Raw genomic sequence first — 22,919 nt, 5'->3', positions numbered from 1 at the left:
CTCTAATGGATGGCTGAGAGATTTCCCTTACCGGAACTCACCAGCTATTCCCTTTGCTAATTCCATTTCGATGTGGTGCGACAACTCTTGTGCTTTCAAAGTTATCGCAATTTAAAACCCCGTTTGGTGTGGCCATACTGCCGAGCGTGCCGATCCACCGAATATTCACAAAAATAGGCAATTAAGATGCAGCTTCCTAAGAACCGGTCATTCATCAAACTGGCTAACTATCGTTGCCCTGGCAACTTGTTACCCCGAGTAGGTCTTGTCAAGGAGACTATGATCGCCGATCTGACGTCTCTAATAGGTGCTCAGACGACGCTGGAATCGCTATTAGCGTTCGAGCCGGATGCCTTGCGCAGCTTAGCCGCCCGCGCAGGGCACCACCGTGAGCTGAGCGGAGTAGAATTACTACCTGCAGTTCTTCAGCCATCAAAGATTTTCTGCGTAGGCAAAAACTCGCGGGTGCACCGTGAAGAGTTGGTTCGCGAAAACATGTTGAAGGAGGATCCACAGGAGCCGACCGGATTCGTCAAGCTGCCATCCACAATGGTGGGAGAGGGCGCTTCGGTTCTCCGCCCGGAGGGCATCACCACCCTTGACTACGAACCCGAACTCGCCTTCGTCGTGTCGCGTCCCGCCCATCGAACCAAGCGTTCTGACGCACATGCAGTGATTGGCGGCATTACCATCCTGAACGACTTGACTGCACGAGCGATTCAAAAGCAGGAAGTAGCATCAGGTACGAAATTCTGGACGGCCAAGAATATGCCGGGCTTTTGCCCCACTGGCCCCTTCGTCGTACCGATCTGGGAAATTGCCGATCCCTACAACCTCTGGATGACCTGCAAAGTGAACGGCCAGGAACGTCTTCGGGTAAATACCAACGAGCACATATTCCGTATCGACCAGATTATCGAGCACTTCACGCGCTGGATGCCATTCGAGCCAGGCGATGTGATTTCAACCGGTGCTCCACGCGGCACGGCGATCTCCCACCCCAATGCTGATGAGCTCTATCTCAAGCCTGGCGATGTATGCGTGGCCGGGATCGAGGGGGTCATGGAACTGACAACTCACATCGTCTGAACAACTCAAACAATAAGCCACAAGAAGAAGCACAGCATATGAGCAGCAGACGCGACACCGTTTCAACGATCGTGAGAGTGTGCGTAGGAAATTGTCTCGAGGTCTACGACCTACTGATATTCGGCTATTTCGCGACTGAAATCGCGAAAGCCTATTTTCCCAGCGACAATACTTACGCATCGTTGCTGGCGACCCTGGCAACGTTCGGTGCAGGTTATTTGATGCGGCCGATCGGGGCCTTCGTGTTAGGCGCTTATATTGACCGGGTAGGTCGGCGGCGCGGGCTAATGGTGACGTTGTCAATGATGGCAGTGGGAACGTTGACGATTGCGGTAACACCGAGCTATGAGTCAATCGGAATCCTATCTCCAATCATCGTTGTGATAGGGCGGTTGGTGCAGGGCTTCTCGGCGGGCGCGGAACAAGGAGGCGTTTCGGTCTATCTTGCCGAAATCGCACCACCCGGTCGCAAGGGTTTCTTCGTGAGCTGGCAATCGGCGAGCACGCAGCTGTCGGCGGTGTTGGCCTCTTCCCTCAGTGTTTTGCTGACCACCGTGATGGCGCCGGACCTGTTGAGCGCCTGGGGCTGGCGTATTCCGCTCCTCGTTGGCTGCCTGCTCATTCCGGTACTGTTCGTGTTGCGCCGATCTCTTGAGGAGACGAGTGCATTTGAGGCCCGGCGCAGGTCGACAACCGCCGAGCTTTTTACTTCTTTGGCTGCAAACTGGCCGGTCGTACTTATGGGGGCGCTGGTAGCGATGATGACTACCGTGTCGTTTTATACCTTGAACGGCTATACCCCGACATTTGGGCGTGAAGTCCTGCATCTCACCCGGTTTGAAAGCCTTGCAGTGACCTTCTTCGTGGCCTGCGCAAACTTCGTGTGGTTACCATTGGGTGGCGCGGTATCCGATCGTCTGGGCAGGTTGCCCGTGTTACTCACCTGCACGCTGCTGGCGGTGCTAACAGCCTATCCCGCGATGACCTGGCTCGCTGCAGGTCCTTCTTTTGAGAAACTCTTGATCGTCGAGCTGTGGCTGTCAGTGCTTTACGGTCTGTTCAACGGAGCGATGATTGTCTACGTGATTGAAATCGTGCCTGAGTCGTTGCGCACCCTCGGGTTCTCGGTCGCGTATAGCCTTGCAGCCATCGTGGGTGGATTCACTCCTGCGATCGATACATGGTTGATTCATGAAACAGGTAATCGCGGCATGCCGGGGGCATGGACGGGAGCTGCAGGACTCATGGCGTTTACTGCCACACTTGCGCTGCGCCACTATATGAAAACTAAACGTGGTCATGCAGTGATGGGTGGTCGGTTGGCCGCAGCTACGAGCGCGGTAACGACTCGCAAATAGTGGATTATTGCGGTAGTAGTCGATCTGGCGTCTCTGAGTGCTTCTTTCGAGTCCTCTCAGAGCATCGCTACGAACACAATGTCCTTGGCAACTGCGTCTTCTCGTGTATCTGCTTTGATCGAAGGGCCCCATTGCCTGATCTGGTCGCGGAGGGTTTCAGGTCCTCGGCTGTTGGCCAGCGTGGCTTCAATGTTCAAACGCGCGAGCTGCTGAGCGATTGCGCTGCCGATTTGTCCGGCGCCAATGGTTCCGACGCTTTTCATATCTGCTCCTGTTTATCCTTCACTCGAAGCGGCAGGCTTCCTCGAAGGGCAGCCGAGGGTCACGTGGGTAGAGGCGCGCGTCATCGCCATGGCCAATGGTGAAAATGAAGTTTGCCTTCCATGACGTGCCGTTGAAAAAAGCCTCATCAATGATAGCGTTGTGGAAACCGGACATGGGGCACACATCCAGCCCCAGGCCGCGCGCCGCGATCATCAGGTAGGCCCCTGTGAGCGAGCTGCTGCGGTAGGCAATCGACTCGGCAAAGGCCGCGTCGGCCTCGAACATCGGCTTGAAATTCATGCGGGGGAACAGGCGAGGTGCCTGGTCAAAGAACCTCGTGTCCTGAGCCACGATGGCGGTTACAGGTGCCATCCGCACTTGCTCGGGGTTGCTGCCCATGCCCTCAAGCGCGGGATATAGCTTGCGTTTCCCTTCCTCGGATCGGACAAAAACGATGCGGGCAGGCTGAAGGTTCCCGCTCGTAGGGCCCCATTTGGCCAGTTCGTAGAGTGCTTTAAGCGACTCGTCCGATACGGCTCTATCTGTCCAGTGGTGATGAGACCGGGCTTCTGTGAACAGTTGAGCCAGCACATCGTTGGTCATCGCAGAGCGAATAGACATGGTGTTCTCCTCCGAACCTGTTATCGAATGTACCGGCGGTCCAGGCGACCTTCTTCGACCAGGCGTTTGCCGATGGTTTGGATTTGGGCTTCTCCGACCTTCAGCGCCTGCGGTGAGGTGTGAACCGAGTAATAGCTTAGGGCGAGATCGTGCTTGTGAGGTGTGGCAGACCCCAGGATGAACTGGGTATCAGTCAAGGCCTCGAAGTGAACCGACTGACTGGAACGTTCGAATGCCACCAACTCTTCAGGGTGAAGCTTTTCATCGTTGGCCAGCAGTCCTCCTTCAACAGGTGATACCCATAGCACCGTGTGTCCACTCGGCGAGACATAGGTCCACCGGTCTCCGGCCTTGAGTTTCACGGCCAGGAAATTCATAGGCGACGGGGTTTCGATTGCGCTGCTGACGCTGCCGCCGTGCCACATGCCTTTACCTGCCTGCATCCACTCGACGCCGCCGCTGGGTAGAACGACCGTGGTGCCATCCGGATCAATCAAGTCCATCCGCCCGTCGATCAGATAGGACAACGTGGCAATACCCGAATGTGGATGAAGGTCGCCCACGAAAGGCGGGCCCTGCATGTCGAAGAAATCCAGGAACACGAACGGTTTGAGAATCTGACCGAAATCTGACGGGCTCATCAGTCGCACGGCCGCGCCGTTGCGTTGCCCATGGGTGCGATGAGTGATCTGACGCAGTTGCATATTGGTTTTTTCAGCAGCGTGGGACATGGTCATCTCCTCGATCAGGCGGTTGTATTGCGGGCAGTTTGGAGGGCGTCCGACCACCAGAGCAGGTCGTCGATCATGCGTCCCGCCTGATCGTTCTGCGCCTGCAACGCGGCCTCGATTTCATCGGTTTTGCCCTGGAAATGGGCATAGATCGCCCCGACCGGGATATGCACCGCTGTACGAATCGATGCCATCTGAAGCTCGGTCGCGATTTCGCGCAGTTGCTGAACTGCGCGGGCGCCGCCAACGCTGCCCCAGCTCACGAAACCAATCGGCTTGCGATTCCACTCCGGGTAGACCCAGTCCAGTGCGTTCTTCAGAACAGCCGGCGGGCCAAAGTTGTATTCGGCTGTGGCCACCACGAACGCATCAGTGGTCGCAATCTGTTCAGTCCAGCGACGAACATTTTCGTTTTCATACGCTGGACGGCCAGGAAAGCCGGGAAGCATGGCGCTGTCGAAGAACGGCAGATCAAAATCGCGCAGGTCGAGCAAGCGCACGTTGAGCCCTTCACGTTGTTCCAGGTGGTGCTTGATCCAGTTAGCTGGGGCGCTGGAAAAGCGGCTGTCACGAATGCTGCCGACGATGACGGAAACGGTGGTCATGGTGAGTCTCCTGAGAAAAAAGTGGGGCGCCTGTGCGCCATGGAGCCCACTTTAGGAAGTCACCGATCATCCAGAAAGATGGATGGGTGGGATGCACTCGTTCATAAATGAGTGCAATGGGGTAGAGTGACTAACACAGACTTGGTGATGAAGGATCAAGCTGGCCGGTCGGGCCTCGTTCTGGAAGAGGCGGATCAATCTTACTCATGCAGAAACGGCGGTAATCACGTGGACCTGAATGATGTCGCGCTTTTTGTTCAAGTCGTTCGAGCAGGGAGTTTCGCTGAAGCAGGCCGGCGTCTAGGTATGCCGCCCAGTACGGCCAGCAGGCGTGTGCAGCTATTGGAGGCCGCGTTAGGTACACGGCTGATGCAGCGCACTACGCGGCGCTTAATGTTGACCGATGCAGGGACCAATTTTTACGCCGAATCTGCCGATCAGATCGATGCGTTGCTGCGGGTTGCCGGTCAGGTGACGAATGATTCTGCTGAGATTGCTGGTCGCGTCCGGGTGGCTGCTCCTGTGGATTTTTTCAACTGGTTTCCGGCACAGGCGGTCGCGCAATTCATCGCCGAGCATCCACGAGTACGTCTTGAGTTCGAGCTAAATGACGCGCGAATCGATTTGCTGGGGGAAGGAATAGACGTCGCTATGCGCGGAGGTGATCGCGATCCGTCGCTGTTCGCTCGCAAACTTGGCACGAGTTACCAAACGCTGGTGGCGAGCCCAGGCTACCTGGCGGCACATGGCGTGCCGGCAGAGCCTGGGGATCTGAGTGGCCATCAATGCATCACCTCGCCGTCTCACAGTGGTCCTCGCACCACCTGGCGGCTGGGCGGTGTCGACCATCAAGCGGCGACCATCGAAGTGGACGGTCCATTTCAAGCCAATACCTCTTCTGCGCAGCTTGAAGCGGCGCTGGCCGGAATGGGTATTGCGCTGCTGCCCATAGCACTCAGCGCTGCCCATATCGATGCGGGGCGCTTGAAGGAAGTGCTTCCTGATTACACCTCAGGCGCAATAGGTGTGCATCTTGTCTACCACAGCCGCCAATTGCCTCGCGCGGTATCTGCGTTCATCGAATTCGCTGCAAACACCATCAAGGAAATGGGGTTGATGGACAGCGGTAAGCGCAGTACGAGTTCTCCGCTTAAGTGATAGAGGGCTTTCCACATGCTGCTTGAGCGGCTGCTATCGACCCAAAGCGGACGCTCGCGGGATCGAGCAGGAAGCAGATCGCCTCTTTGGTTGCTCGGCTCTGGATCCTGTTGTAGACATCTCAGAGCCGAGTCCCCGTCATGGATTACAGAATCGAAATGGGGTACTGAATGATCAGACGGTTTTCGTCGAAGCTACTGTTGCTGCCGTAGTTTCTGCGCAGGGTGGAGTTGCGCCAGCGAACAGTGAGGGATTTGAAAGTGCCGCTTTGAAAAACATACGCCAGTTCCGATTCCCGTCCCCGATCCTCGCCATCGTCGACAGTGGCGGTGTGTACGTTGGTCCCCTTGATAAACCGGTTCATCATGGTGAGCCCCGGTACGCCCCATCCAGCGAAGTCGTAGTCATGACGGACCTGCCACGAGCGTTCCTTCTCCCCCTCGTAACTCCAGTTGTAGCTGTCGTTTGCGAGAGTGCCGCCGCTGGTTCCCGAGATGCGCTGCCAGGCTGCTTCACCTGAGACATGCTGGAGCCCAAGGTAAAATGTGTTCGCCCCTGTTTTGAGGGAGAACAGGCCCGAGAAGGTACGGTTTTTCTGTCCGCCAGCGAGCGCAGCCCCGTCTTCATCGCCAATGAAGTAGCCGAGATTCGCGCCCAGGGTCACATTGCCTACAGGTTGGTCGTGTACAAGCTGGAAGTAGCTCTGGTGATAGATGTCTTCCAACTGTCCATACCAGGCACCCACCATGGTGCTCTTTTCGTAGAAGGTGTATTCGGCACCCGCAAAGTTGAAATGATCAGACGAGATGGTGTTTTTCCCGTGCACCACTGTGCCAGCAGTATTCAGTGAAAGTTTCTCCATGCTGGCATCGTTTCGCTGACTGTTACCTCTGAACTGACCGGCATAAAGCGTCACATCCGGTATCTCCTTGGATGTGATCTGAGCACCTTCCAGGGTTTGAGGCAATGAGCGGCCATCGTCAGCTCGAACGATAGGAAGGACTGGCATCCATTCGCCAATCTTCAATTCGGTCTTCGAAAACTTCATCTTCCCAGCTACCGCGAGGCGACCGAAGTCGTCTGCTGGCCGATTACCATCATGGGTCGGCAGCAACTGGGTTCCGTACGTCCCGCGACCGCCGTCCAGTTTGATCGAATAAAGCCCGAGCGCATCCACGCCGAATCCAACCGGGCCTTGAGTGAACCCGGAACGCAGATCCAGGATGAAGCTCTGCGTCCATTCTTCGGCGCCCCCGCGCTTCGTTGGCCCCGGAACAGCCTTGGCCGGTCCGTTATCGAAAAAGTTGCGATTCATATAGAAATTGCGAAGCTTCAGGTTTGCCTGCGTGTCTTCGAAAAAACCTTCTGCGAAAGCCGAGCCAGTGGAAGCGATGCCGCTGATGGTGACGGCCAACAGACTATTGGTGTATCGAGAAAACTTGAGTTTCATTTTTATTGTTCCCAAGGCTACGTGCGCGCACCCTTTTTACAGATGCCAGGTTGCTGTTTTTATTTTTGAACAGACGCAGAAAACTTTCCGATATTTAGATTCTCGGCTCCTTACAACTTTGTATGGGGCGATTTATTAATAACGTTTAGGGTTCAGCAAACTGTTTGAAGTCGTTTGGCGCAAATGGAGAGCACTTCTTCGGCGTCCCTTTTCCACCAGTTCTCTTTTGAAAATATCTCTACTTCAACTGAGCCGACATAGCCTGCCGCTTCAACGAGACGCCGCAATTCTGGAAGATCAATGACCCCATCTCCCATCATCCCTCGATCTAGGAGGAAATCCTGAGTGTCGTGAAGCCAGTCGCAGACGTGATAGGCCAAAATCCGTTTAGCGTTCCCTGCCGATGCGATACCTTGAGCCAAGTCTGGATCCCACCAACAGTGATAGGCATCAATGGCTACACCCAGATAGCCGCTCCGGTCAGGATCAATGTCGTCACACCATTGCAACGCCTGTCCCAGCGTATTCAGAACCGACCGATTGGCAGCGTACACAGGGTGCAGGGGTTCAAGTGCCAGCGGGACGCCCACCTCCTTGGCGACATTGAGCAATTCTGCCACTGCATCACGTACTTGGGTTCGTGCACCTGCGAGGTCTTGGCTGCCTACTGGAATACCGCCGACAACCATGACGAAGCATCGCGCCTCCAATACGCCGGCGTCGTGAAGTGCCTTCTTGTTTCCCTCCACGTTTGCCTTGAACTCCGTGAGGCTGAGTGCAGGGATATAGGTCGACCGGCAATAGCCGCTGACACTCAGACCGGCGTCTTTGATCTGTCGGCTAAGCGCATGAACATCGCAAGATTCAACCTCGCTTCGCCAAGGAGCGATAGATCCAAACCCTGCACGAGCAATGCGGTCCACGGTGATACGTAGTGATTCTCTATGGCCCAGAGTCGCCGTGTTGATCGAGCAACGTTCGAGCTTGCCGTCCAGACTTTCTAATATCCCGTTGGCCATGGCGGTTACTCGCTGACGCCATAGCTGAACATGACGCGTTGAGCGCGACGTACGGCGTCGTCCGGATCGCGTAGCAGGCCACTCTGATCAGCAAGGCGCAGCACTTCGGCCAGATAGGCAGGAGGCCGCATACCATGATGCCCAGCCAGCATAAAGAAGTGATCCTGGAAACCGTTCAAGTAGGCCAGGAACACCACCCCTGTTTTGTAGTACTGAGTCGGGGCACGGAAGATATGCCGGGACAAGGCTACGGTTGGGTCAAGCAGCGAATGGAAGCGGTCAGTATTGCCGCTGCTCAGTGCCGCCAACGCTTGGGATGCGGCAGGGGCGATTGCGTCGAAAATGCCCAATAACGCGTGCGAGAAGCCAACTTCATCGCCCTTGATCAGCGTGGGGTAGTTGAAGTCATCACCCGTGTACATCTTCACCGAGGCTGGAAGCCTGCGACGAAACTCGATTTCTTTCTGCTCATCCAGCAGCGAAATCTTGATGCCATCTACCCTGGATTCGTTAGCACCAATGATATCCAGGCAGACCGCAGAAGCCTCACGGTAGTCAGGTGCCCCCCAGTATCCGGCCAATTCCGGATCGAAAGCTTCGCCCAGCCAGTGCAGGATGACCGGCTGATCACACATGGCCAATACTTCGCGATAGACGCGCTCATAGTCGCTGGAGGATTTAGCGACTTTGACCAAAGCACGGCTGGCCATCAGAATGATGCGGCTTCCCGTCTTCTGGATCGCTTCGATCTGCATGGCGTAGGCGCGGATTACATCGTCGCACGACTGAGCTTCATTCGGACCCAAGTGATCCGTGCCGCATCCGGAAGCGATCAGAGCGTCTGGAATATCGCTTGTTTCCTGCATTGTGCGGGAAACCAGTTCCAGCGCATTTGCCCAAGCTAAACCCATTCCACGCTGCGCGGTGTCCATGGCTTCAGCGATGCCCAGACCTTGCTCAAGCAGGTAGCGGCGATATTCCATAGTTCGCTGCCAGTCGATAGCGGCTGGTTGATTCAGCTCACCAGCTGCTAGGGGATTGGCCACAACGTGCGCTGCCGAGTAGACGATCCGGGAGAATGGCTGGGTGGGTTTTACTACGGGTATAGGAGTGCCGCGCAGTTGGTAGTTTTCGACGGAGCCGTTAAGAGATGGAAGTTTGATAGCAGGCATGATCGTTCTCAGTACTTGTTGACGAGGAGGCCACCATCCACACGGATGGCTTGACCGACGCTGTAGGGAAGGGATCCGGTCGCCAGACTACGGACAGCCACGGCCACATCTTCAGGGCGGCCCCAACGCTGGATTGCCGTGAGCCCGCCTGCCATCAATGCGTCGTAGCGCGACTTGGATGGCGCCGTCATTTCCGTCTCGATGAAGCCAGGCTGGACTTCGTAAACACTGATCCCTTCCTCCGCCAACCTGAGCGAGAACAGAGTAGTGGCCATCGATAACCCGGCTTTGGAGACGCAGTACTCACTGCGCGCAGGAGATGCTGCAACGGCATTTGAGGACGTTATGGTGATGATTGAGCGAGGATGAGCGTTGGGGTCGCTATCGCGTTTCAATGCTGCCTTGGCAAACGCCTGCATGAGGAAAAAAGTGCCACGGGTATTGATGTGCAAGCAGCGGTCGTAGCTTTCTGGTGTGACATCCAGCAGGTCACCGCGCGACATAACCGAAACACCGGCATTGTTGACAAGGCAGTCCAACGCGCCGAGTTCTTTTTCGACAGTCGCTAGCCATTGATCATGGCTGTCGATGTTGCTCAGATCCGCAATGGAGGGAATCGCCTTTACGCCGAGGTCTCGCAACATCACGACAACGTCGTCGAGTTCTGTAGATGCCTGGACGTCATTCACCGCGATGTCGAAACCGGCCTTCGCCAGCTCCAGGGCGATGGCTTTACCGATGCCTCTTCGAGCGCCGGTCACGAGTGCTACTGGACGGCCCATCTCTGATCCTCCTTGCGCTCTGGAAGCTGCCGCCGTAACGGCTCGCATCGCCAGAGACTCTTGTTTTTATTTAAGTAACGATACGGTTCGGTATTTAATCTGGCGATCAGCAAGGTGTCAATGACCAATAGCCAGACGGCAAAACGCAGCACGCAGCCATGTAGGCTGCGTTGCTTGGGGAAGGGGCGGAATAGTGCGGTTTAGACTGGGCGCAAGATGCCCATGATGGTCTCGATATTGAATTCGAGACGAGCTTTCAGCGCTTCTTTGCTGGTGAAGTCGAAGCCGAAAATCACTTCCCCGGTGAACCGGTTGTTGAGGTAGTAAAACCCGATAGCGGCCAGTGTCAGATGGAGCTGACGTGGATCTACACCTGGTCGGAAGTCACCTGATGCAACACCTCGGTTGAGGATGCGTTCAACCATGCCAACGAATCCAGTGTGCAGCTGGGTGAATAGCTCAGACTCCTTGATATGGCGAGCCCGATGCAGGTTTTCGCTGTTGACCAGTGATATGAATTCGGGATTTTTCAGGTAGTAATCCCAGGTGAAGGTCAGCAGTGTACGGATGGCATCTACAGGTGGTAGCGAATCGAGGTTCAGCTTTGCCTCTGCTGTCCGGATATCCGTCCAGGCCGCTTCCAGCACCCGTAGGAACAACTGATCCTTGCTCTCGAAATACTCATAAATCATGCGTTTGTTGACGCCCGCCTCCTCGGCAATGGCTTCAATTCTTGCACCACCAAGCCCTACACGTGCGAACACTTTTTTCGCAGCAGCCAGAATCATTGCCTGAGTTTTTTCAGGATTCCGGTGCCGCTTTTGCTGCCGTGCTGGTGCGTCCAGTTTTGTGTTGTTTTCGGGTGCTGCAACATCAGGCATCGCACGATCCTCAGCGATTTCTCATTTCAATCGAGTGACCACTGTACACCACTGTCCGAGCGATTGGGGCTCAGCTATCACACCAAACCGTTACTTCTTGAGGGAGAGTGGTTGCCGCTCATCGTCATCATCCAGCTCCCCTTGCAAAGACGGAGGACATGTGAAAGCATTTGTTTAAGTAACGAACTGGTTCGGTCCTAAAAAATAATTATTGCAAATCGGAGGTCCTGTGAAAAAGTGGATCAATGCCGACCTAGCGGTCTCTGCAATCGAAGACAACGCAACCCTGACGCTGACAGGCTCAGGCGGTGGATTGCTGGAACCTGATGAGTTGTTGCAGGCGCTCGAGCGTCGCTTTCTGAAAACAGGTCATCCACGTAACCTCACCGTCGTGCATGCCTTGGGCATTGGTGACGGAAACGGCAGTGGGCTTGGTCGCCTGGCTCACGCCGGGATGGTCAAGCGGGTCATTGGTGGGCACTGGGTCTGGTCACCTGAGATGCAGCGTCTGGCAGCCAGCGAAGAAATTGAAGCCTACAGCTTTCCTGGCGGTGTGATCGCCACCTTGCTTCGTGAAATCGGAGCAGGCCGTCCGGGCGTGATCACGCGAGTAGGACTCGGCACATTCGTGGATCCGCGCGTCAACGGCGGCAAACTGAACAGCATTTCTACCGAAGATCTCGTTGAAGTCCTGACCATCGACGGACAGGAGTATCTGCGGTTCAAACCCATCAAAATCGACTATGCCTTTGTGCTGGCCTCGGAAGCAGACGATCAGGGCAACCTTACCGTCCGGCATGAGCCTGCGGATCTCGACCTCTATTCTGTTTGCCTCGCCGCCCATAACAGTGGCGGTAAGGTTATTGCTCAAGTAAAGCGCAAAGCCGCTAAGCCATTCCCGCCGCGTCAGGTGCGCGTTCCTGGCGTCCTTGTGGACTCTACGGTGGAAGTTTCTCATCAACGCCAGTGTGCAATCAGCGAGTACGATCCGACCCTCAGTGGTGAGGCGCGAGCGGACGTTAAAGCTGAAGACGCACCTATAGACCCAATGCGGCTGATCGTGGCCAAGCGGGCTGCAAAAGAGTTGGGCATCAATCAGTCAGTGAATTTCGGCTTCGGATTCCCCGGCGCTATCCCTGCGCTGCTGGCCGCTCAAGGGCGGAGCCATGAGTATTGGGGATCTGTAGAGCAAGGTATTCATAATGGTGACATGCTCGATGGCGCCATGTTCGGCACCGCCCGCAATGCGAGCGCAATTATTTCGAGCGTCGATCAGTTCGATTTCTACAGCGGTGGTGGTATCGACGTCAGCTTCTTGGGAATGGGCGAACTCGACAAGGAAGGCAACGTCAATGTCTCCCAACTGGGCAGTCGTGTCGTCGGCCCTGGCGGTTTCATGGACATCACCCAAGGTGCCAAAAAAATCGTGTTCTGCGGTGCGTTCGAAGCGAAAGGCCTCAACGTCGCGCCGAAGGATGAAGGTATCGAAATCCTGTCTCCTGGCTCCATCCCGAAACTCGTAGAGAAAGTCCGTCACATCACCTTCAGTGGTAAGCAGGCGCTCGCCGATGGAAAAGAAGTTTTCTACGTTACCGAGCGTGCTGTTTTCAAGTTGACGTCCAACGGCGTTGCGCTGATTGAAGTCGCTCCGGGCGTTGAGCTTCATAAAGATATTTTGTCTCGAATGGAGTTCGCTCCGGTCCTTTCCGAGATGCACGCTGCCCGTAAGCCGGAGCCCGTCACACCCTGAGTTAAACCACACACGCTGTTCCAACTTAACAATAATAAGGATCGCATCATGTATAGCGATGACGTTACCTTTCGCGTCGAAGATGGCATCGCGACCATCTCGTTAAACCGGGTCTCGCGCCATAACGCGCTGACGACCGAGATGCTACGCACTATCGACCGGGCTCTTGAAGAGATCGAGCACAGCCCAGCAGTCAGGGTGTTGACCATTCGGTCGACCAGTCCTCGCTTCTTTTGCAGCGGTGCCGATATCAATGAATGGGGCGACATCGATCCCGAGCGGATGGGTAGTCAATGGATCCGCACCGGCAACCGCGTGTTCAGACGCCTGGATGAGTTGGACATCCCAACGGTGGCAGTCTTGTCGGCATCTGCACTGGGTGGCGGTTTCGAGCTGGCTCTGGCCTGTGATCTTCGCTACGCGGCCACCACTGCCTCGTTAGGTTTTCCAGAAGCTGCCGTAGGTGCCATTCCTGGTTGGATGGGCTGCAAACGTCTCAACGATCTGGTCGGCCCAACACGCTCCCGTGAGTTGGTGCTGCTGGGAACACCTATTGATGCTCAGCGCGCAGTTGACTGGGGTTTGGTGAATGCAGCGGTAGCTCCGGAGGCACTGGAGGAGGTGGTTCATCAGGCCTGCCAGACGCTGAAATCCCGTTCGCCGGTCGCACAGTCCATTGGAAAGCGGCTCCTGAGGATCGCTGACGGAGGCGATGCTGAACTCAGCCACGAGTTTGCCGCGTCCGTCTGCAAAGCGACATCCGATGCGGTTGAGGGGGTTCGTGCGTTTCGGGAGAAACGTCCAGCCATTTTCAGTGACCGAAGCTGATCAGTGTTTTACTGATCAGTGAATGACTGCCATACACCGTCAAAAAAATAATAGAGGTCAAGTCATGAATAGCGTTCGCACCAACTATCGGTGGCGTATCTGCGCGCTTTTGTTCTTTGCAACCACCATCAACTATCTGGATCGCCAGGTTCTGGGAATCCTGAAGCCTTTACTGAGCACTGAGTTCGGTTGGTCTGAAACGGACTACAGCTACATCGTTGTTGTATTCACATCCTTCTATGCAGTCGGCATGCTGCTGTCTGGTCGCTTTGTCGACAAGGTAGGCGTGAAGATCGGCTACGGCCTCTGTGTCGTCGTCTGGAGCATCGCTGCTTGCGGCCACGCTTTCGTGAAAGGGGCCCTGGAATTCGCGATGGTGCGCGCCTTGCTCGGCATCTCGGAATCCGGCAGCTTCCCCTGTGCTGTGAAAAGTGTCTCCGAATGGTTCCCACGCAAGGAGCAAGCTCTTGCCGTAGGCATCCTGACGGCGGGCACTAGCATTGGCGCTGTGGCCGCTCCAGCCGTCGTACCATGGCTCGCCGCCTCTTATGGCTGGAAGTCCGCGTTCTTCATCACAGGCCTCACTGGTTTTGTATGGCTAATTTTCTGGTATCTGATGTATCAGGTTCCGGCCAGACACGCGAAGCTCTCCCAGGAGGAGCGCAGCTACATTGATGAAGGCCAAGATGACGGCGCGTCAGAAAAGGTATCGGTGAGCTGGTTGTCGCTGCTCAAGCTGCGGGCAACCTGGACATTTTTTAGCGGCAAACTCCTGACTGATCCAATTTGGTGGTTCATGCTGTTTTGGCTGCCGTCTTACTTCAACGCGCGTTTCGGGCTTGATCTGAAAAGCTTGGGTCTCCCCCTTGTGATCGTCTACACATCGACCTCAATTGGCAGCATTGGCGGCGGTTGGATTTCTTCCAGGCTGATCGCGCGGGGCTGGGCGGTCTCCAAGGCCCGACAAACGACTATGTTGGGCCTGGCGTTTCTGGTTGTGCCAATCGCGTTCGCGCCGTGGATCGAAAACATGTGGGTCATGGTGGGCTTGTTGAGCCTGGCTGCGGCTGCTCATCAAGGTTGGTCTGCGAACCTGTTCACAACACCATCCGACATGTTCCCCAAGCAGTTGGTGGGTTCCGTCGTGGGAATCGGCGGCCTTGCCGGTGCGCTCGGTGCGACACTGTTCCCCCTACTGGTTGGCGTGATTCTTGATCACTTCAAACTGCTGGGTAACATCAATGCTGGCTACAACATCCTGTTCGTAATGTGCGGAGCTGCGTATATCGTCGCCTGGTGCGTGATGGCATTGATCCGTGGCTCCAAGCCGGTTGCGAATATCGAGGATGTCGCCAAACAGCAGACACCTCACAGCGCCCAGGCCTGAAGTCGAAGGTTGGTTAGCCCGACTGACCAGCCGATCTGTTCCTCATGAGCGGTTGGTGGGGACATCCTCCAGTTATGCTCCTTTTGCCTCGCCCCTTCATTGAGTTCTTCCACGCAAGAACTTCAATGTAGGGGCGGGGCTTTTTTCATCCCGCTGCATGGCGTTTAGAACTGATACGAGCAGGACTGGCAGCTTTTGGCCGTAGGCCGCCAGTCTGTCGAGACTCTCAAACGAAGTTACTCGATTGAGCATTTACACGCCGCTGCAAAAGGGTATGTTGAAGAAGCTCCGGGAACGAGAGGATCAAGTCATGGACACAGAGCGCAGGTTGCTTCAGTGGAGCGCTTGGTTTCAAATTCCAGACGGTAAATTGGTCTGCCGTGGTTGTTTGGCAGGACAGGGGTTGATGGATGCGGAACAGGCGTTTTCCGCACACCGAGCACTGTGAGTGCCCTCATCCAGAGTTCGCGTTTGCCCTGGATAGAGCTCCACGAAATACTGGATAGCTGTAGAGGATGAATGCTTGTCCTAGCATCTGACCTGTCAAAGACGGCGGCGATTAATGCCACCGTCCCTGTCTGTTTATACCTCTGTTTGCTCTGCCATCTCCAGCGCATCGTCTACTTCAATGCCGAGGTACCTGACGGTGCTCTCCAGCTTGGTGTGCCCCAATAGTATCTGTACCGCCCTGATATTTTTGGTCCGACGATAAATCAATGATGCTTTGGTCCGCCGCATTGAGTGAGTACCATATGACGCCGGATCAAGAGCGATGGATGCTACCCAGGATTTCACGATGCGCGAATATTGGCGGGTCGATAAATGTGCAGAGTTGCTTTGGCGACTAGGGAAAAGGAAGTCTTCATTCTTCAACCGGGCGTGATTCAACCACGCTTCGAGGGCAGCTCGGGTTTGAACTGTGATTTCAAACTGCACAGGTCGATGAGTTTTTTGCTGCATTACGATGGCACGTGATGACACATGGGCTCCGTGCGCGACATCTCGAACTCGCAGCTTGGTCAAGTCGCATGCGCGCAGCTTGCTATCGATCGCCAGATCGAAGAATGCAAGGTCCCTGATCCTCGCAGCAAGCTCCAGCCTGATACGGATGCCCCAGATATCTCGCAAGCGCAGCGGCGACTTTTGACCGACTAGCTTCCCCTTGTTCCACGGTGAGCTATTTGCTGATTTCAGATTTTTCATAGCAAGGCCTCCTATCTGTAGGAGGTTCAAGAATTACCGATCCGATCCTAGAACATGTCATTCGTCCGGTAGTTCTCACGAGTAATCACTAACGGTACTTGCACCCCTCAGAATGGTTCTCCTGCACGCCTTTTCGTATGATGCGCTAACTAGAGGTCTGGAAGGTCGGGCGTGAAATCATCACCAAAAGGTATGTCGTCGGGGCAGGGTACGCATGGCAACGCCAAGTGGGACCTGAGTGAGGCAGTCAACCAGCTTTCGTGGGACGATCTTCGCATCATCAAGACCCTCAGCGAGTGTGGCAATCGCGCCGTCACTGCCAAGAGGCTCGGGATCAACGTGTCCACTGTTTCACGCCGAGTGACGCAGCTCGAGAAGACATTAGGCATCGCCCTGTTCGATCATCGGCGCTCGGGTTACATGCTCACCACGGAAGGCGCGGAGCTGCGTGCTCTGGCCGAACGCGTCGAGCTCGACATCGTCAGCGTCGCCCGACGCATATCACGGGCGGGGCACGGGCTTCTGGGCAAGCTGCGAATCACCACCAGTGACTCGTTGCTCCTGTATTTCCTGACCCCCATCATCGCCGACTTCAAAGCGGTCAACGAAGGAATCACCATCGAGGTGCTGGTGGGCAACCAAACACTGAGCCTGGCCCGGGACGAGTCGGACATCGCGGTAAGGGCCACCAAGAAACCATCGGAGAGCCTGGTGGGGCGAAAGCTCGCGACAATCGCTTGGGCGCCTTACGGCAACGCCAGAAGCGCGCCGGGTTCCGCAACTTTCGCCGAGGGCCAGTCGTGGGTGTCGTATTCTGGGGGGCTTCGTGATTTGAAGGCCACCACCTACCTCGACGGCCGAGTGGATGCGCACTGCATCTCGTATCGCACCGATTCGGTCGCGGCGGCCAGCGCAGCGATCGCGGCGGGGCTGGGGTTCGGGTTCCTGCCCTGCATGCTGGGCGATATGACCCCGGGCCTGAGACGAGTCGGCCCGGTGGTGCCCGATCTCAATGATGAACTCTGGCTGCTCACCCACCAGGACATTCGCAAGTCATGGCGGGTAAAGGCCTTCATGACGTTCTGCGCCGCTGCGGTGGCCAACCAGAGGCCCCTTATCGAAGGGCAGCTCGTCCATCCGGTGTAGTCGCGTCGGGCGCAATTTCGCTCAAGCGGCTCGTGAGCCGATGACGGCCTTGCACGCGATGTCGACCAATTGCGGACGCTGCGCCAACCTGGACACCCCAATGATGTTGCTTGCGCACTGCGGGTGCTCGGTGCCGTAGGCTGCCTTGCGCACACTGCCCACCACGGCGAATGCCGCATCCATGTCCAGCACATACAACGTTTCCTCGACTACGTCCTCGAGCGTGGCGCCGTAAAGGGCGAGCAGCTTGGAAATGTTTTCGTAGGCAGTACGCATCTGCTCTCCCATCTTGGAGAAATCACGAGGTTTGCCCTTGCTGTCGAGTGGGGCCGGGGCGACCAGATTGCCGTCTTCATCGTGGTTGAACTGGCCGGACACATAGATCGCGCTCCCTTCCAGCCGCGCTTGCGGGTAGCCATAACCTGCTTCCCAAGGAACGCCCCAGTACGCGGTTTTTCGGTCATTCGGACGTGAAGCAGCCAATTGCATTCTCCTGGCTCGGGTAGGACGCCTTGTGTGCGCCGGTTCGGTTGACAGAGAGCGGATGCTAGCAGGGCTGGCAAGACTTCACTGGCGCATTTCTGCGCCACCGGAAGCTCAAAAATGCACGAAAGATTGGTCGGTAGATCCGTTAACTTGAATGAGCGTTTAGCCGCCGCCACTCCACAAGGCCCTCGATCAAAGGGGGATTACGAAGCGGACGCGGTCGCTGAACACCGCATCCCCTGACTCATGATTCAGATGCAAGCCGATGCCCTCCCGGTGACGGATACGGCTGCGCGCACTACGAGGAGAGACAATGAACACGGCCGTGTTGCAACAGGAAAGTTACCCAATCGCACTGGCTGTTCAGCCAATGCTGCAGATCAATGGGTGCGCCGTTTTCCGAGCCCAGCCTCAGATGGGCATGGCGCGTTGCTCGGAGCAAGCGGTTCGCCGTGAGGATGAGGGCGCGGCCCCTGCGCAAAAGGCTGCCTTGGCACCTTGGCTTGAACGCAAAGCCAAACAAATTCTCGCCTCCTGTTTTGAGGAGAAACTGTCCATCGCCCAGGTCGCATCCCGCTGCTCATTGTCCCGAAGCCATTTCTCTCGCGCGTTCAAGAAAGCCACCGGCATGTCGCCGCAAGAGTGGATGCATAAATCGCGCATCGAACGGGCCCAGCATTTGATAACTGAACGGTCACTGTCGATGTGCGAAGTGGCGTTCGAATGTGGCTTCGCCGATCAAGCCCACTTCACCCGCGCGTTTCGCAAACATGCCGGACTTTCACCCAAACAGTGGCAGCGCAGCCAGTGTTCCCATGTTGACGTGTTATAAGGTTCGATTGCTAATCCTGTAATAGCCGCTTCGGGTCGCCGACGGCGATTACTCAGTAATGCGGGAGCAGCTAATGCAAGCTTGGGTGAGCGCAGTCAAACGGGTGGACCAAAAGTCCGGCACAAATGTCTCTCCTATATATTGATCGCTCCATCTTTTCCACGGCGGTTCGACGCGTCCAGCGCAATTTCAAGGTCCCTCCAAGGATTCCGTCCATCCTTTTGATAGGGACAGTTCGCGAAGTGCTCGAACGCCTGGCCGTCAGACTCGAACGGCTGCTCAGCTTGGCACCGGCGGCAGGTGACGTGATCCGCACTCAATCGCCAGCGGCGGTTCCACTCTGTTAGCAGAATTGTAGGCATGATAGGTATACGGGTCTCGATTGATTGCTCGAGTCGGGGCTAAAAATGGGCTTCAAAAGATCCTCTCGATAGCTAATTATAGCTGTAGCGCCTACCGAGTTCTGCGGCCAATCGGGTAGTTATGCATGGCTCACTACACCTGTTCGAGGGTGAACACCCATCAACAAACTTAGGGGCTGCTCATGCCGTCTATCTGAGCGTCAAAAAAGATATGGGTTCTTTAGGCATAAAACAGCGCAGACCGATCGCCGGGTTCGGCGCGTTGCCTTCATCTGAACTTTCGCATCGCTCTGGGTCATAAGGAATGAGTGGTAGAAAGTCGCAAGGCAGTGTCTATCAAACGCGTGGCGCTCGCCTTCAGCTCTAACATTTGAAGTTCAAATTCTTTTGCTTCGCAACTGGAAAGGTTAATTGACCAGTACCTAGCCACGTCGTGGATAGTTTGCACAACAGTTTCAATATTATGGCCGCACTGTGTGATCAGCAGCACGACAGCCTCATCCGAACGCATATTCGTCGTAAGAAATCGACCTGAATTTGTCGACGCAGGTTCGCTTGGGTACGTGTCCGAATCGTTTGTAAACAAGTACGAGAGGTCCACACCTGCCCGCACAAGGTTTTGCAGATAGTCAGCCTTGGGCGAACGTGTGCCAGATTCGTAATGGAATTGAGCATTTGGCTCAACCCCTCCAATCTTGGCGAGCTCACGTTGACTCAAGCCTAGACGTATGCGCTCCTGCTTAAGCCTGCGTCCGAAGCTGTGCACGTCTTCCTCCTCCACCATCAGCAGGAAATCCACATAGTGTTTGCAGCCTGAATTTATAGCCGTCTGTCTGGGAAAACTAAAGTGAATTGACCTTTGCCGCACGGTTGGCTCGAAATTCCGAGCCGTAGCAACATCCATACTCGCCTTAGCAGGGCAACTTCAGTTAGCTACACTTCGGTGCGGCTTTTTTACGCTCGTGATGCTGAGGACGTCTAATATCTATAGTCAAAAGGCCGCAGCAGTCATGGAGGGCATATGCCGAACAGTTCACGTTCGCAAAGACAGTTGGAAAGTCTTCGCCGGATGCGCGACTGGCACCTGAAGGAAGCACTGAAAGCAAAAATGGAAGGTCGCAAAGAGCAAGCGGACTTCCATTACCGATATTATGATCTGCTTGGCGCTGCGGTCGAGGAAGAACCTCGTGAATGCTGACCTTCAGGGGAGCGGAGGTAGAACGCCCTTGGCGATATCTTCCGCAGGCAGCGTTTGCCGCTCATCCAAGGGAAAACTGGGTTGGCTATTTTGCAAAGCTCTGCTGTACCGCTAAGGAGGCGCCAGGCTCGCCGCGCTTTTTTCACGTTGCGGCGAGCCGTCACTTGAGGTGTAGGTATCCTCTGGGGATTAGACGGCCGCTCAGGTGTTTATGCACCTGGGTCGGTTGATTCTTTGGGTGGTGAGGTCTCAGTTCGAGCCGGGGATGTTGTGCAGCTGGAAGTGCGGTGATCAACACAAACACATCGCGGGATGAGAACCAAGGCTGATTCGACGAATCGTGCGGTGGTGAATTTCAGGCTGCTCAACTGTTTTTCAAGTTCTTCTTCATCTACGGATGGCACCGCTCGTGAGCACGACCTCGCAGCGTCATAGACGATCTGTGCGGTTGTAACTATATTCAGTCCGAATTGGGATATTAACGCTGCGGCAGCACCGGCAGGGCCTCCCCCAAGACGACCAGGGAGGGTAGTCGTAACGATTCCGTCTGAATGATCTGGTGGGTTGTCGGAAAAAAGATACCCGACATTTACGCCAGCGTCGCTAAGGCGTTGAAGATATGAGGCCTTGGGTGAGCGAGCGCCCGATTCGTAATGGCCCTGTGCATTCGGCTCGACGCCACCGAGTTTTGCCATTTGAAGCTGGGTTAAACCTAGCCGTTTACGTTCTTGCCTGAGTCTGATGCCAAAGGTGTTCATATGTTACTCCTGCGAATCCACCTCGCAGGGAACTCCCTCGAGGTGCAATGGGGGCTGGAGTACGAGTAAAAAACTTCTGTTTTGTCTCTCGCACCTAACGTAGGGAAATTTGAAGATATCTGTCGGATCAGACAATTCACACGTTTTGTACGGGTTAAACCAGAGCACCGCTTCCTGGACCGCACGCGACCGAGTTTAGCTTTTAGCGAGAAATAGTTCAGCGCCCAAACGGATAGAAATGCAACTATCACATAGCTTGTTGAGTGGCTATGGTTACTTGCTAGGCGAAATTCAGCCGGACGCACCTGCCCCTAACCCCTCGAATGGCTAAGCACGGATGCAGCCACTGAAAGTAACGCAATCCGACGACAATCCATGGAAAGGCTGAGCAAAATAAACCAAACGAACATCAACTCAATGCGTCGAAAAGAAGGACTGAAAAAAAGGAGGCACTATGGAAAACTATCATCTCATCAAGTCGGACACTGGCTGGGCCCTGAAAAAGGAAGGCGCAACCCGAGCCTCCAAAAGCGCGGCAACCAAAGCTGAAGCAATCCAGTTGGCAACAGCATTCCTTGAGGGCAAAACGGCTTCGTTGAAGATCCACAAGGAAGACGGCACTATCCAGGAGGAACGCACGTATCCTCGTAGCGCGGACCCTGCGAAAAGCAAGGGCTAAGCAGATCTGCTGCCATCGACAGATCTTCACACCCGCAATTTTCCGGTGATGTTTCCTAGGCCATCACCGGTTCCTCTCAAATTCTTACCCCCGCTTATTGCACCGTTGATCGGACTCGGCCGGGCCTTTTGCATCGGCATTCTTGAGAGCGCGTCCACCATAGGAGTGCGCCTTACGAGTGCTGCGCCTCTGCTTTCGCCGCCTGCCGATAAACCACACCGGGGATATTTGCGGGACCATCGCCAGGGTGGGCCTAAGGGCCGGTGCCTGGACGTCGTTAGCCGGAAAGTGCGACGTAGCGGAAAACCCCGGCAGCCAGCGAGCGATGACCTCCTGTCAGCGCTGCGCTGGAAGTTCTGCTGGGACCGGTGCAATGGGGTGCTGGCAGCAGGACTTCTCAGGCGGACAGAGGGGAAAGACTCTCGGAAAAATTCAGGAAGGCAGGGCGGCGATCAGTGTCGATATCGCCCTGTGATCTCGCAGTGACGCAGCCCACCTCCCCTGAACATAAATTCTCACCCATTGCGCATATGCGCTTCACATTCAAACAGAAGGTTGACGCCTCCTGCCGAGGTATCATTCATGTCCGCTGCATCCAACCGCCATAACCAGCCTCCCGCAGGTTGTAGCCACCCTTTTATCCGCAAAGGTTATTACTTGAGACTTGCGCCGGAGGTCTACATCTGCATGACCTGTGGGGAACAGCGGCTGCCCTCGGAGTGGGAGGATATCGACGCGCGGAGCAGACCTCCGTCTGGCTTGACGGCTCCACCATCTCAACTCAGTCCAACCTGGCTTGGTGGAGTTGGGAAATCCTCTTCAAGCAACGAGCGCTCGTAAAAAGTTTGAATTATGGCGATGGGCCACAGTCAACATTACTAGCACCTCGTACACGCACTGGATGTCCCATGCTTCTACTCGATACGCATCAACTAGATACGCTCATTGGCGATCTTGACAGCGTTTCCGATGCTGCTGACCGGGCATCTGCCGCACAGGCGGCAGTCCTTCTTCATCGCTATGCAACTGCGCTTCATCAATCAGGTTTGCTCAGCGATGAGCACTTGTCTCGGTGTCACGCAGAGATCGACCGTGCTCTAGGGAATCGTCTGATGCCCGACGGACGGTTGTAGTTCTGTAGGAAGGTCAGGCATGGCATC

Annotated in this window: 22 protein-coding genes; 10 read left to right on the top strand and 12 right to left on the bottom strand. The window is 55.5% G+C overall.

Going from position 1 to position 22,919, the window contains the following annotated elements:
* Window positions 1-279: 279 nt before the first annotated feature.
* Together DBP26_RS05170 and tcuC are read left to right on the top strand one after the other, a co-directional pair.
* Window positions 280-1,089 (top strand): fumarylacetoacetate hydrolase family protein, encoded by an 810-nt coding sequence (locus DBP26_RS05170; protein WP_158541401.1) that lies wholly within the window; start codon window positions 280-282, stop codon window positions 1,087-1,089.
* A 38-nt stretch (window positions 1,090-1,127) separates the two neighbouring features.
* Complete coding sequence (tcuC, locus tag DBP26_RS05165; RefSeq protein WP_108236646.1) at window positions 1,128-2,447, top strand: tricarballylate/proton symporter TcuC; 1,320 nt, start codon at window positions 1,128-1,130, stop codon at window positions 2,445-2,447.
* A gap of 56 nt (window positions 2,448-2,503) precedes the next feature.
* Here the strand turns inward: tcuC and DBP26_RS05160 are convergent, their stop codons facing one another.
* The 4 genes from DBP26_RS05160 to DBP26_RS05145 are packed head-to-tail and all read right to left on the bottom strand — an operon-like array spanning window position 2,504 to window position 4,668.
* The gene (locus tag DBP26_RS05160) at window positions 2,504-2,710 is read right to left on the bottom strand and encodes an NAD(P)-binding domain-containing protein (RefSeq protein WP_108236647.1); all 207 of its coding nucleotides are present in this window, start codon (window positions 2,708-2,710) and stop codon (window positions 2,504-2,506) included.
* 19 nt (window positions 2,711-2,729) lie between these two features.
* Window positions 2,730-3,332 carry a malonic semialdehyde reductase gene (locus tag DBP26_RS05155; protein ID WP_108236648.1) on the bottom strand — a complete coding sequence of 201 codons (603 nt, stop codon included), beginning with the start codon at window positions 3,330-3,332 and terminating at the stop codon, window positions 2,730-2,732.
* Between the two features lie 20 nt (window positions 3,333-3,352).
* Window positions 3,353-4,063: a pirin family protein gene (locus tag DBP26_RS05150; RefSeq protein ID WP_108236649.1), complete on the bottom strand. Its 711-nt coding sequence runs from the start codon at window positions 4,061-4,063 to the stop codon at window positions 3,353-3,355.
* Between the two features lie 14 nt (window positions 4,064-4,077).
* A complete protein-coding gene (locus DBP26_RS05145; RefSeq protein ID WP_108236650.1) occupies window positions 4,078-4,668 on the bottom strand; it encodes an NADPH-dependent FMN reductase in 591 nt (196 codons plus the stop codon).
* A 147-nt stretch (window positions 4,669-4,815) separates the two neighbouring features.
* Between DBP26_RS05145 and DBP26_RS05140 the strand changes: the two genes are divergently transcribed.
* Window positions 4,816-5,826: a LysR family transcriptional regulator gene (locus DBP26_RS05140; RefSeq protein WP_108236651.1), complete on the top strand. Its 1,011-nt coding sequence runs from the start codon at window positions 4,816-4,818 to the stop codon at window positions 5,824-5,826.
* A gap of 145 nt (window positions 5,827-5,971) precedes the next feature.
* Here DBP26_RS05140 and DBP26_RS05135 read toward each other — a convergent pair whose 3' ends face one another.
* The 5 genes from DBP26_RS05135 to DBP26_RS05115 all read right to left on the bottom strand — a co-directional run bounded on the left by DBP26_RS05135 (window position 5,972) and on the right by DBP26_RS05115 (window position 11,130).
* Window positions 5,972-7,276: an OprD family porin gene (locus DBP26_RS05135; protein WP_108236652.1), complete on the bottom strand. Its 1,305-nt coding sequence runs from the start codon at window positions 7,274-7,276 to the stop codon at window positions 5,972-5,974.
* Window positions 7,277-7,428: 152 nt separating this feature from the next.
* Complete coding sequence (locus DBP26_RS05130) at window positions 7,429-8,295, bottom strand: sugar phosphate isomerase/epimerase family protein (RefSeq protein WP_108236653.1); 867 nt, start codon at window positions 8,293-8,295, stop codon at window positions 7,429-7,431.
* Between the two features lie 5 nt (window positions 8,296-8,300).
* Window positions 8,301-9,467, bottom strand: a complete 1,167-nt coding sequence (locus tag DBP26_RS05125; RefSeq protein ID WP_108236654.1) for a dihydrodipicolinate synthase family protein — start codon at window positions 9,465-9,467, stop codon at window positions 8,301-8,303.
* 8 nt (window positions 9,468-9,475) lie between these two features.
* Complete coding sequence (locus DBP26_RS05120; RefSeq protein WP_108236655.1) at window positions 9,476-10,249, bottom strand: 3-ketoacyl-ACP reductase; 774 nt, start codon at window positions 10,247-10,249, stop codon at window positions 9,476-9,478.
* A gap of 200 nt (window positions 10,250-10,449) precedes the next feature.
* The gene (locus DBP26_RS05115; protein ID WP_108236656.1) at window positions 10,450-11,130 is read right to left on the bottom strand and encodes a TetR/AcrR family transcriptional regulator; all 681 of its coding nucleotides are present in this window, start codon (window positions 11,128-11,130) and stop codon (window positions 10,450-10,452) included.
* A gap of 229 nt (window positions 11,131-11,359) precedes the next feature.
* On the opposite strand from DBP26_RS05115, the gene DBP26_RS05110 reads away from it, so the two are divergent.
* From DBP26_RS05110 to DBP26_RS05100, 3 genes are all read left to right on the top strand, one after another.
* Window positions 11,360-12,880 carry a CoA-transferase gene (locus DBP26_RS05110; protein WP_108236657.1) on the top strand — a complete coding sequence of 507 codons (1,521 nt, stop codon included), beginning with the start codon at window positions 11,360-11,362 and terminating at the stop codon, window positions 12,878-12,880.
* Between the two features lie 48 nt (window positions 12,881-12,928).
* Entirely contained in the window at window positions 12,929-13,708 is a 780-nt protein-coding gene (locus tag DBP26_RS05105; RefSeq protein ID WP_108236658.1) for an enoyl-CoA hydratase/isomerase family protein, read from the top strand.
* A 64-nt stretch (window positions 13,709-13,772) separates the two neighbouring features.
* Entirely contained in the window at window positions 13,773-15,095 is a 1,323-nt protein-coding gene (locus tag DBP26_RS05100; protein WP_108236659.1) for an MFS transporter, read from the top strand.
* 582 nt (window positions 15,096-15,677) lie between these two features.
* Here the strand turns inward: DBP26_RS05100 and DBP26_RS05090 are convergent.
* On the bottom strand, window positions 15,678-16,298 hold the full coding sequence (locus DBP26_RS05090; protein ID WP_108236661.1) for a tyrosine-type recombinase/integrase: 621 nt from the start codon (window positions 16,296-16,298) through the stop codon (window positions 15,678-15,680).
* A 192-nt stretch (window positions 16,299-16,490) separates the two neighbouring features.
* Here DBP26_RS05090 and DBP26_RS05085 point away from each other — a divergent pair, with 192 nt between their 5' ends.
* Window positions 16,491-17,444 (top strand): LysR family transcriptional regulator, encoded by a 954-nt coding sequence (locus tag DBP26_RS05085; RefSeq protein WP_108236662.1) that lies wholly within the window; start codon window positions 16,491-16,493, stop codon window positions 17,442-17,444.
* 21 nt (window positions 17,445-17,465) lie between these two features.
* Here DBP26_RS05085 and DBP26_RS05080 read toward each other — a convergent pair whose 3' ends face one another.
* Window positions 17,466-17,927: a Rid family hydrolase gene (locus tag DBP26_RS05080; RefSeq protein ID WP_108236769.1), complete on the bottom strand. Its 462-nt coding sequence runs from the start codon at window positions 17,925-17,927 to the stop codon at window positions 17,466-17,468.
* A 316-nt stretch (window positions 17,928-18,243) separates the two neighbouring features.
* Between DBP26_RS05080 and DBP26_RS05075 the strand changes: the two genes are divergently transcribed.
* Window positions 18,244-18,762, top strand: a complete 519-nt coding sequence (locus DBP26_RS05075; protein WP_108236663.1) for an AraC family transcriptional regulator — start codon at window positions 18,244-18,246, stop codon at window positions 18,760-18,762.
* A 657-nt stretch (window positions 18,763-19,419) separates the two neighbouring features.
* Here the strand turns inward: DBP26_RS05075 and DBP26_RS05070 are convergent.
* Entirely contained in the window at window positions 19,420-19,923 is a 504-nt protein-coding gene (locus tag DBP26_RS05070) for a helix-turn-helix transcriptional regulator (RefSeq protein ID WP_256600674.1), read from the bottom strand.
* A 222-nt stretch (window positions 19,924-20,145) separates the two neighbouring features.
* On the opposite strand from DBP26_RS05070, the gene DBP26_RS26935 reads away from it, so the two are divergent.
* Both DBP26_RS26935 and DBP26_RS05060 read left to right on the top strand, forming a co-directional pair.
* Complete coding sequence (locus tag DBP26_RS26935; protein WP_158541402.1) at window positions 20,146-20,322, top strand: hypothetical protein; 177 nt, start codon at window positions 20,146-20,148, stop codon at window positions 20,320-20,322.
* A gap of 1,212 nt (window positions 20,323-21,534) precedes the next feature.
* A complete protein-coding gene (locus DBP26_RS05060; protein ID WP_108236665.1) occupies window positions 21,535-21,759 on the top strand; it encodes a DUF2188 domain-containing protein in 225 nt (74 codons plus the stop codon).
* Window positions 21,760-22,919 lie beyond the last annotated feature (1,160 nt).

It is taken from the genome of Pseudomonas sp. RIT409 (genome assembly GCF_003052515.2).
GTDB lineage: Bacteria > Pseudomonadota > Gammaproteobacteria > Pseudomonadales > Pseudomonadaceae > Aquipseudomonas.
The sequence above is the reverse complement of the archived record's forward strand: the minus strand, read 5'-3'. Positions and strand labels throughout refer to the sequence as shown.

Coding starts and splice junctions, on each gene's coding strand:
- DBP26_RS05130 (WP_108236653.1), bottom strand. CDS start 8,295: ATGGCCAACGGGATATTAGAAAGTCTGGACGGCAAGCTCGAACGTTGC.
- DBP26_RS05160 (WP_108236647.1), bottom strand. CDS start 2,710: ATGAAAAGCGTCGGAACCATTGGCGCCGGACAAATCGGCAGCGCAATC.
- DBP26_RS05140 (WP_108236651.1), top strand. CDS start 4,816: ATGAAGGATCAAGCTGGCCGGTCGGGCCTCGTTCTGGAAGAGGCGGAT.
- DBP26_RS05135 (WP_108236652.1), bottom strand. CDS start 7,276: ATGAAACTCAAGTTTTCTCGATACACCAATAGTCTGTTGGCCGTCACC.
- DBP26_RS05120 (WP_108236655.1), bottom strand. CDS start 10,249: ATGGGCCGTCCAGTAGCACTCGTGACCGGCGCTCGAAGAGGCATCGGT.
- DBP26_RS05125 (WP_108236654.1), bottom strand. CDS start 9,467: ATGCCTGCTATCAAACTTCCATCTCTTAACGGCTCCGTCGAAAACTAC.
- DBP26_RS05075 (WP_108236663.1), top strand. CDS start 18,244: ATGAACACGGCCGTGTTGCAACAGGAAAGTTACCCAATCGCACTGGCT.
- DBP26_RS05105 (WP_108236658.1), top strand. CDS start 12,929: ATGTATAGCGATGACGTTACCTTTCGCGTCGAAGATGGCATCGCGACC.
- DBP26_RS05145 (WP_108236650.1), bottom strand. CDS start 4,668: ATGACCACCGTTTCCGTCATCGTCGGCAGCATTCGTGACAGCCGCTTT.
- DBP26_RS05150 (WP_108236649.1), bottom strand. CDS start 4,063: ATGTCCCACGCTGCTGAAAAAACCAATATGCAACTGCGTCAGATCACT.
- DBP26_RS26935 (WP_158541402.1), top strand. CDS start 20,146: ATGCCGAACAGTTCACGTTCGCAAAGACAGTTGGAAAGTCTTCGCCGG.
- DBP26_RS05060 (WP_108236665.1), top strand. CDS start 21,535: ATGGAAAACTATCATCTCATCAAGTCGGACACTGGCTGGGCCCTGAAA.
- DBP26_RS05100 (WP_108236659.1), top strand. CDS start 13,773: ATGAATAGCGTTCGCACCAACTATCGGTGGCGTATCTGCGCGCTTTTG.
- DBP26_RS05085 (WP_108236662.1), top strand. CDS start 16,491: ATGTCGTCGGGGCAGGGTACGCATGGCAACGCCAAGTGGGACCTGAGT.
- DBP26_RS05115 (WP_108236656.1), bottom strand. CDS start 11,130: ATGCCTGATGTTGCAGCACCCGAAAACAACACAAAACTGGACGCACCA.
- DBP26_RS05170 (WP_158541401.1), top strand. CDS start 280: ATGATCGCCGATCTGACGTCTCTAATAGGTGCTCAGACGACGCTGGAA.
- DBP26_RS05155 (WP_108236648.1), bottom strand. CDS start 3,332: ATGTCTATTCGCTCTGCGATGACCAACGATGTGCTGGCTCAACTGTTC.
- DBP26_RS05090 (WP_108236661.1), bottom strand. CDS start 16,298: ATGAAAAATCTGAAATCAGCAAATAGCTCACCGTGGAACAAGGGGAAG.
- tcuC (WP_108236646.1), top strand. CDS start 1,128: ATGAGCAGCAGACGCGACACCGTTTCAACGATCGTGAGAGTGTGCGTA.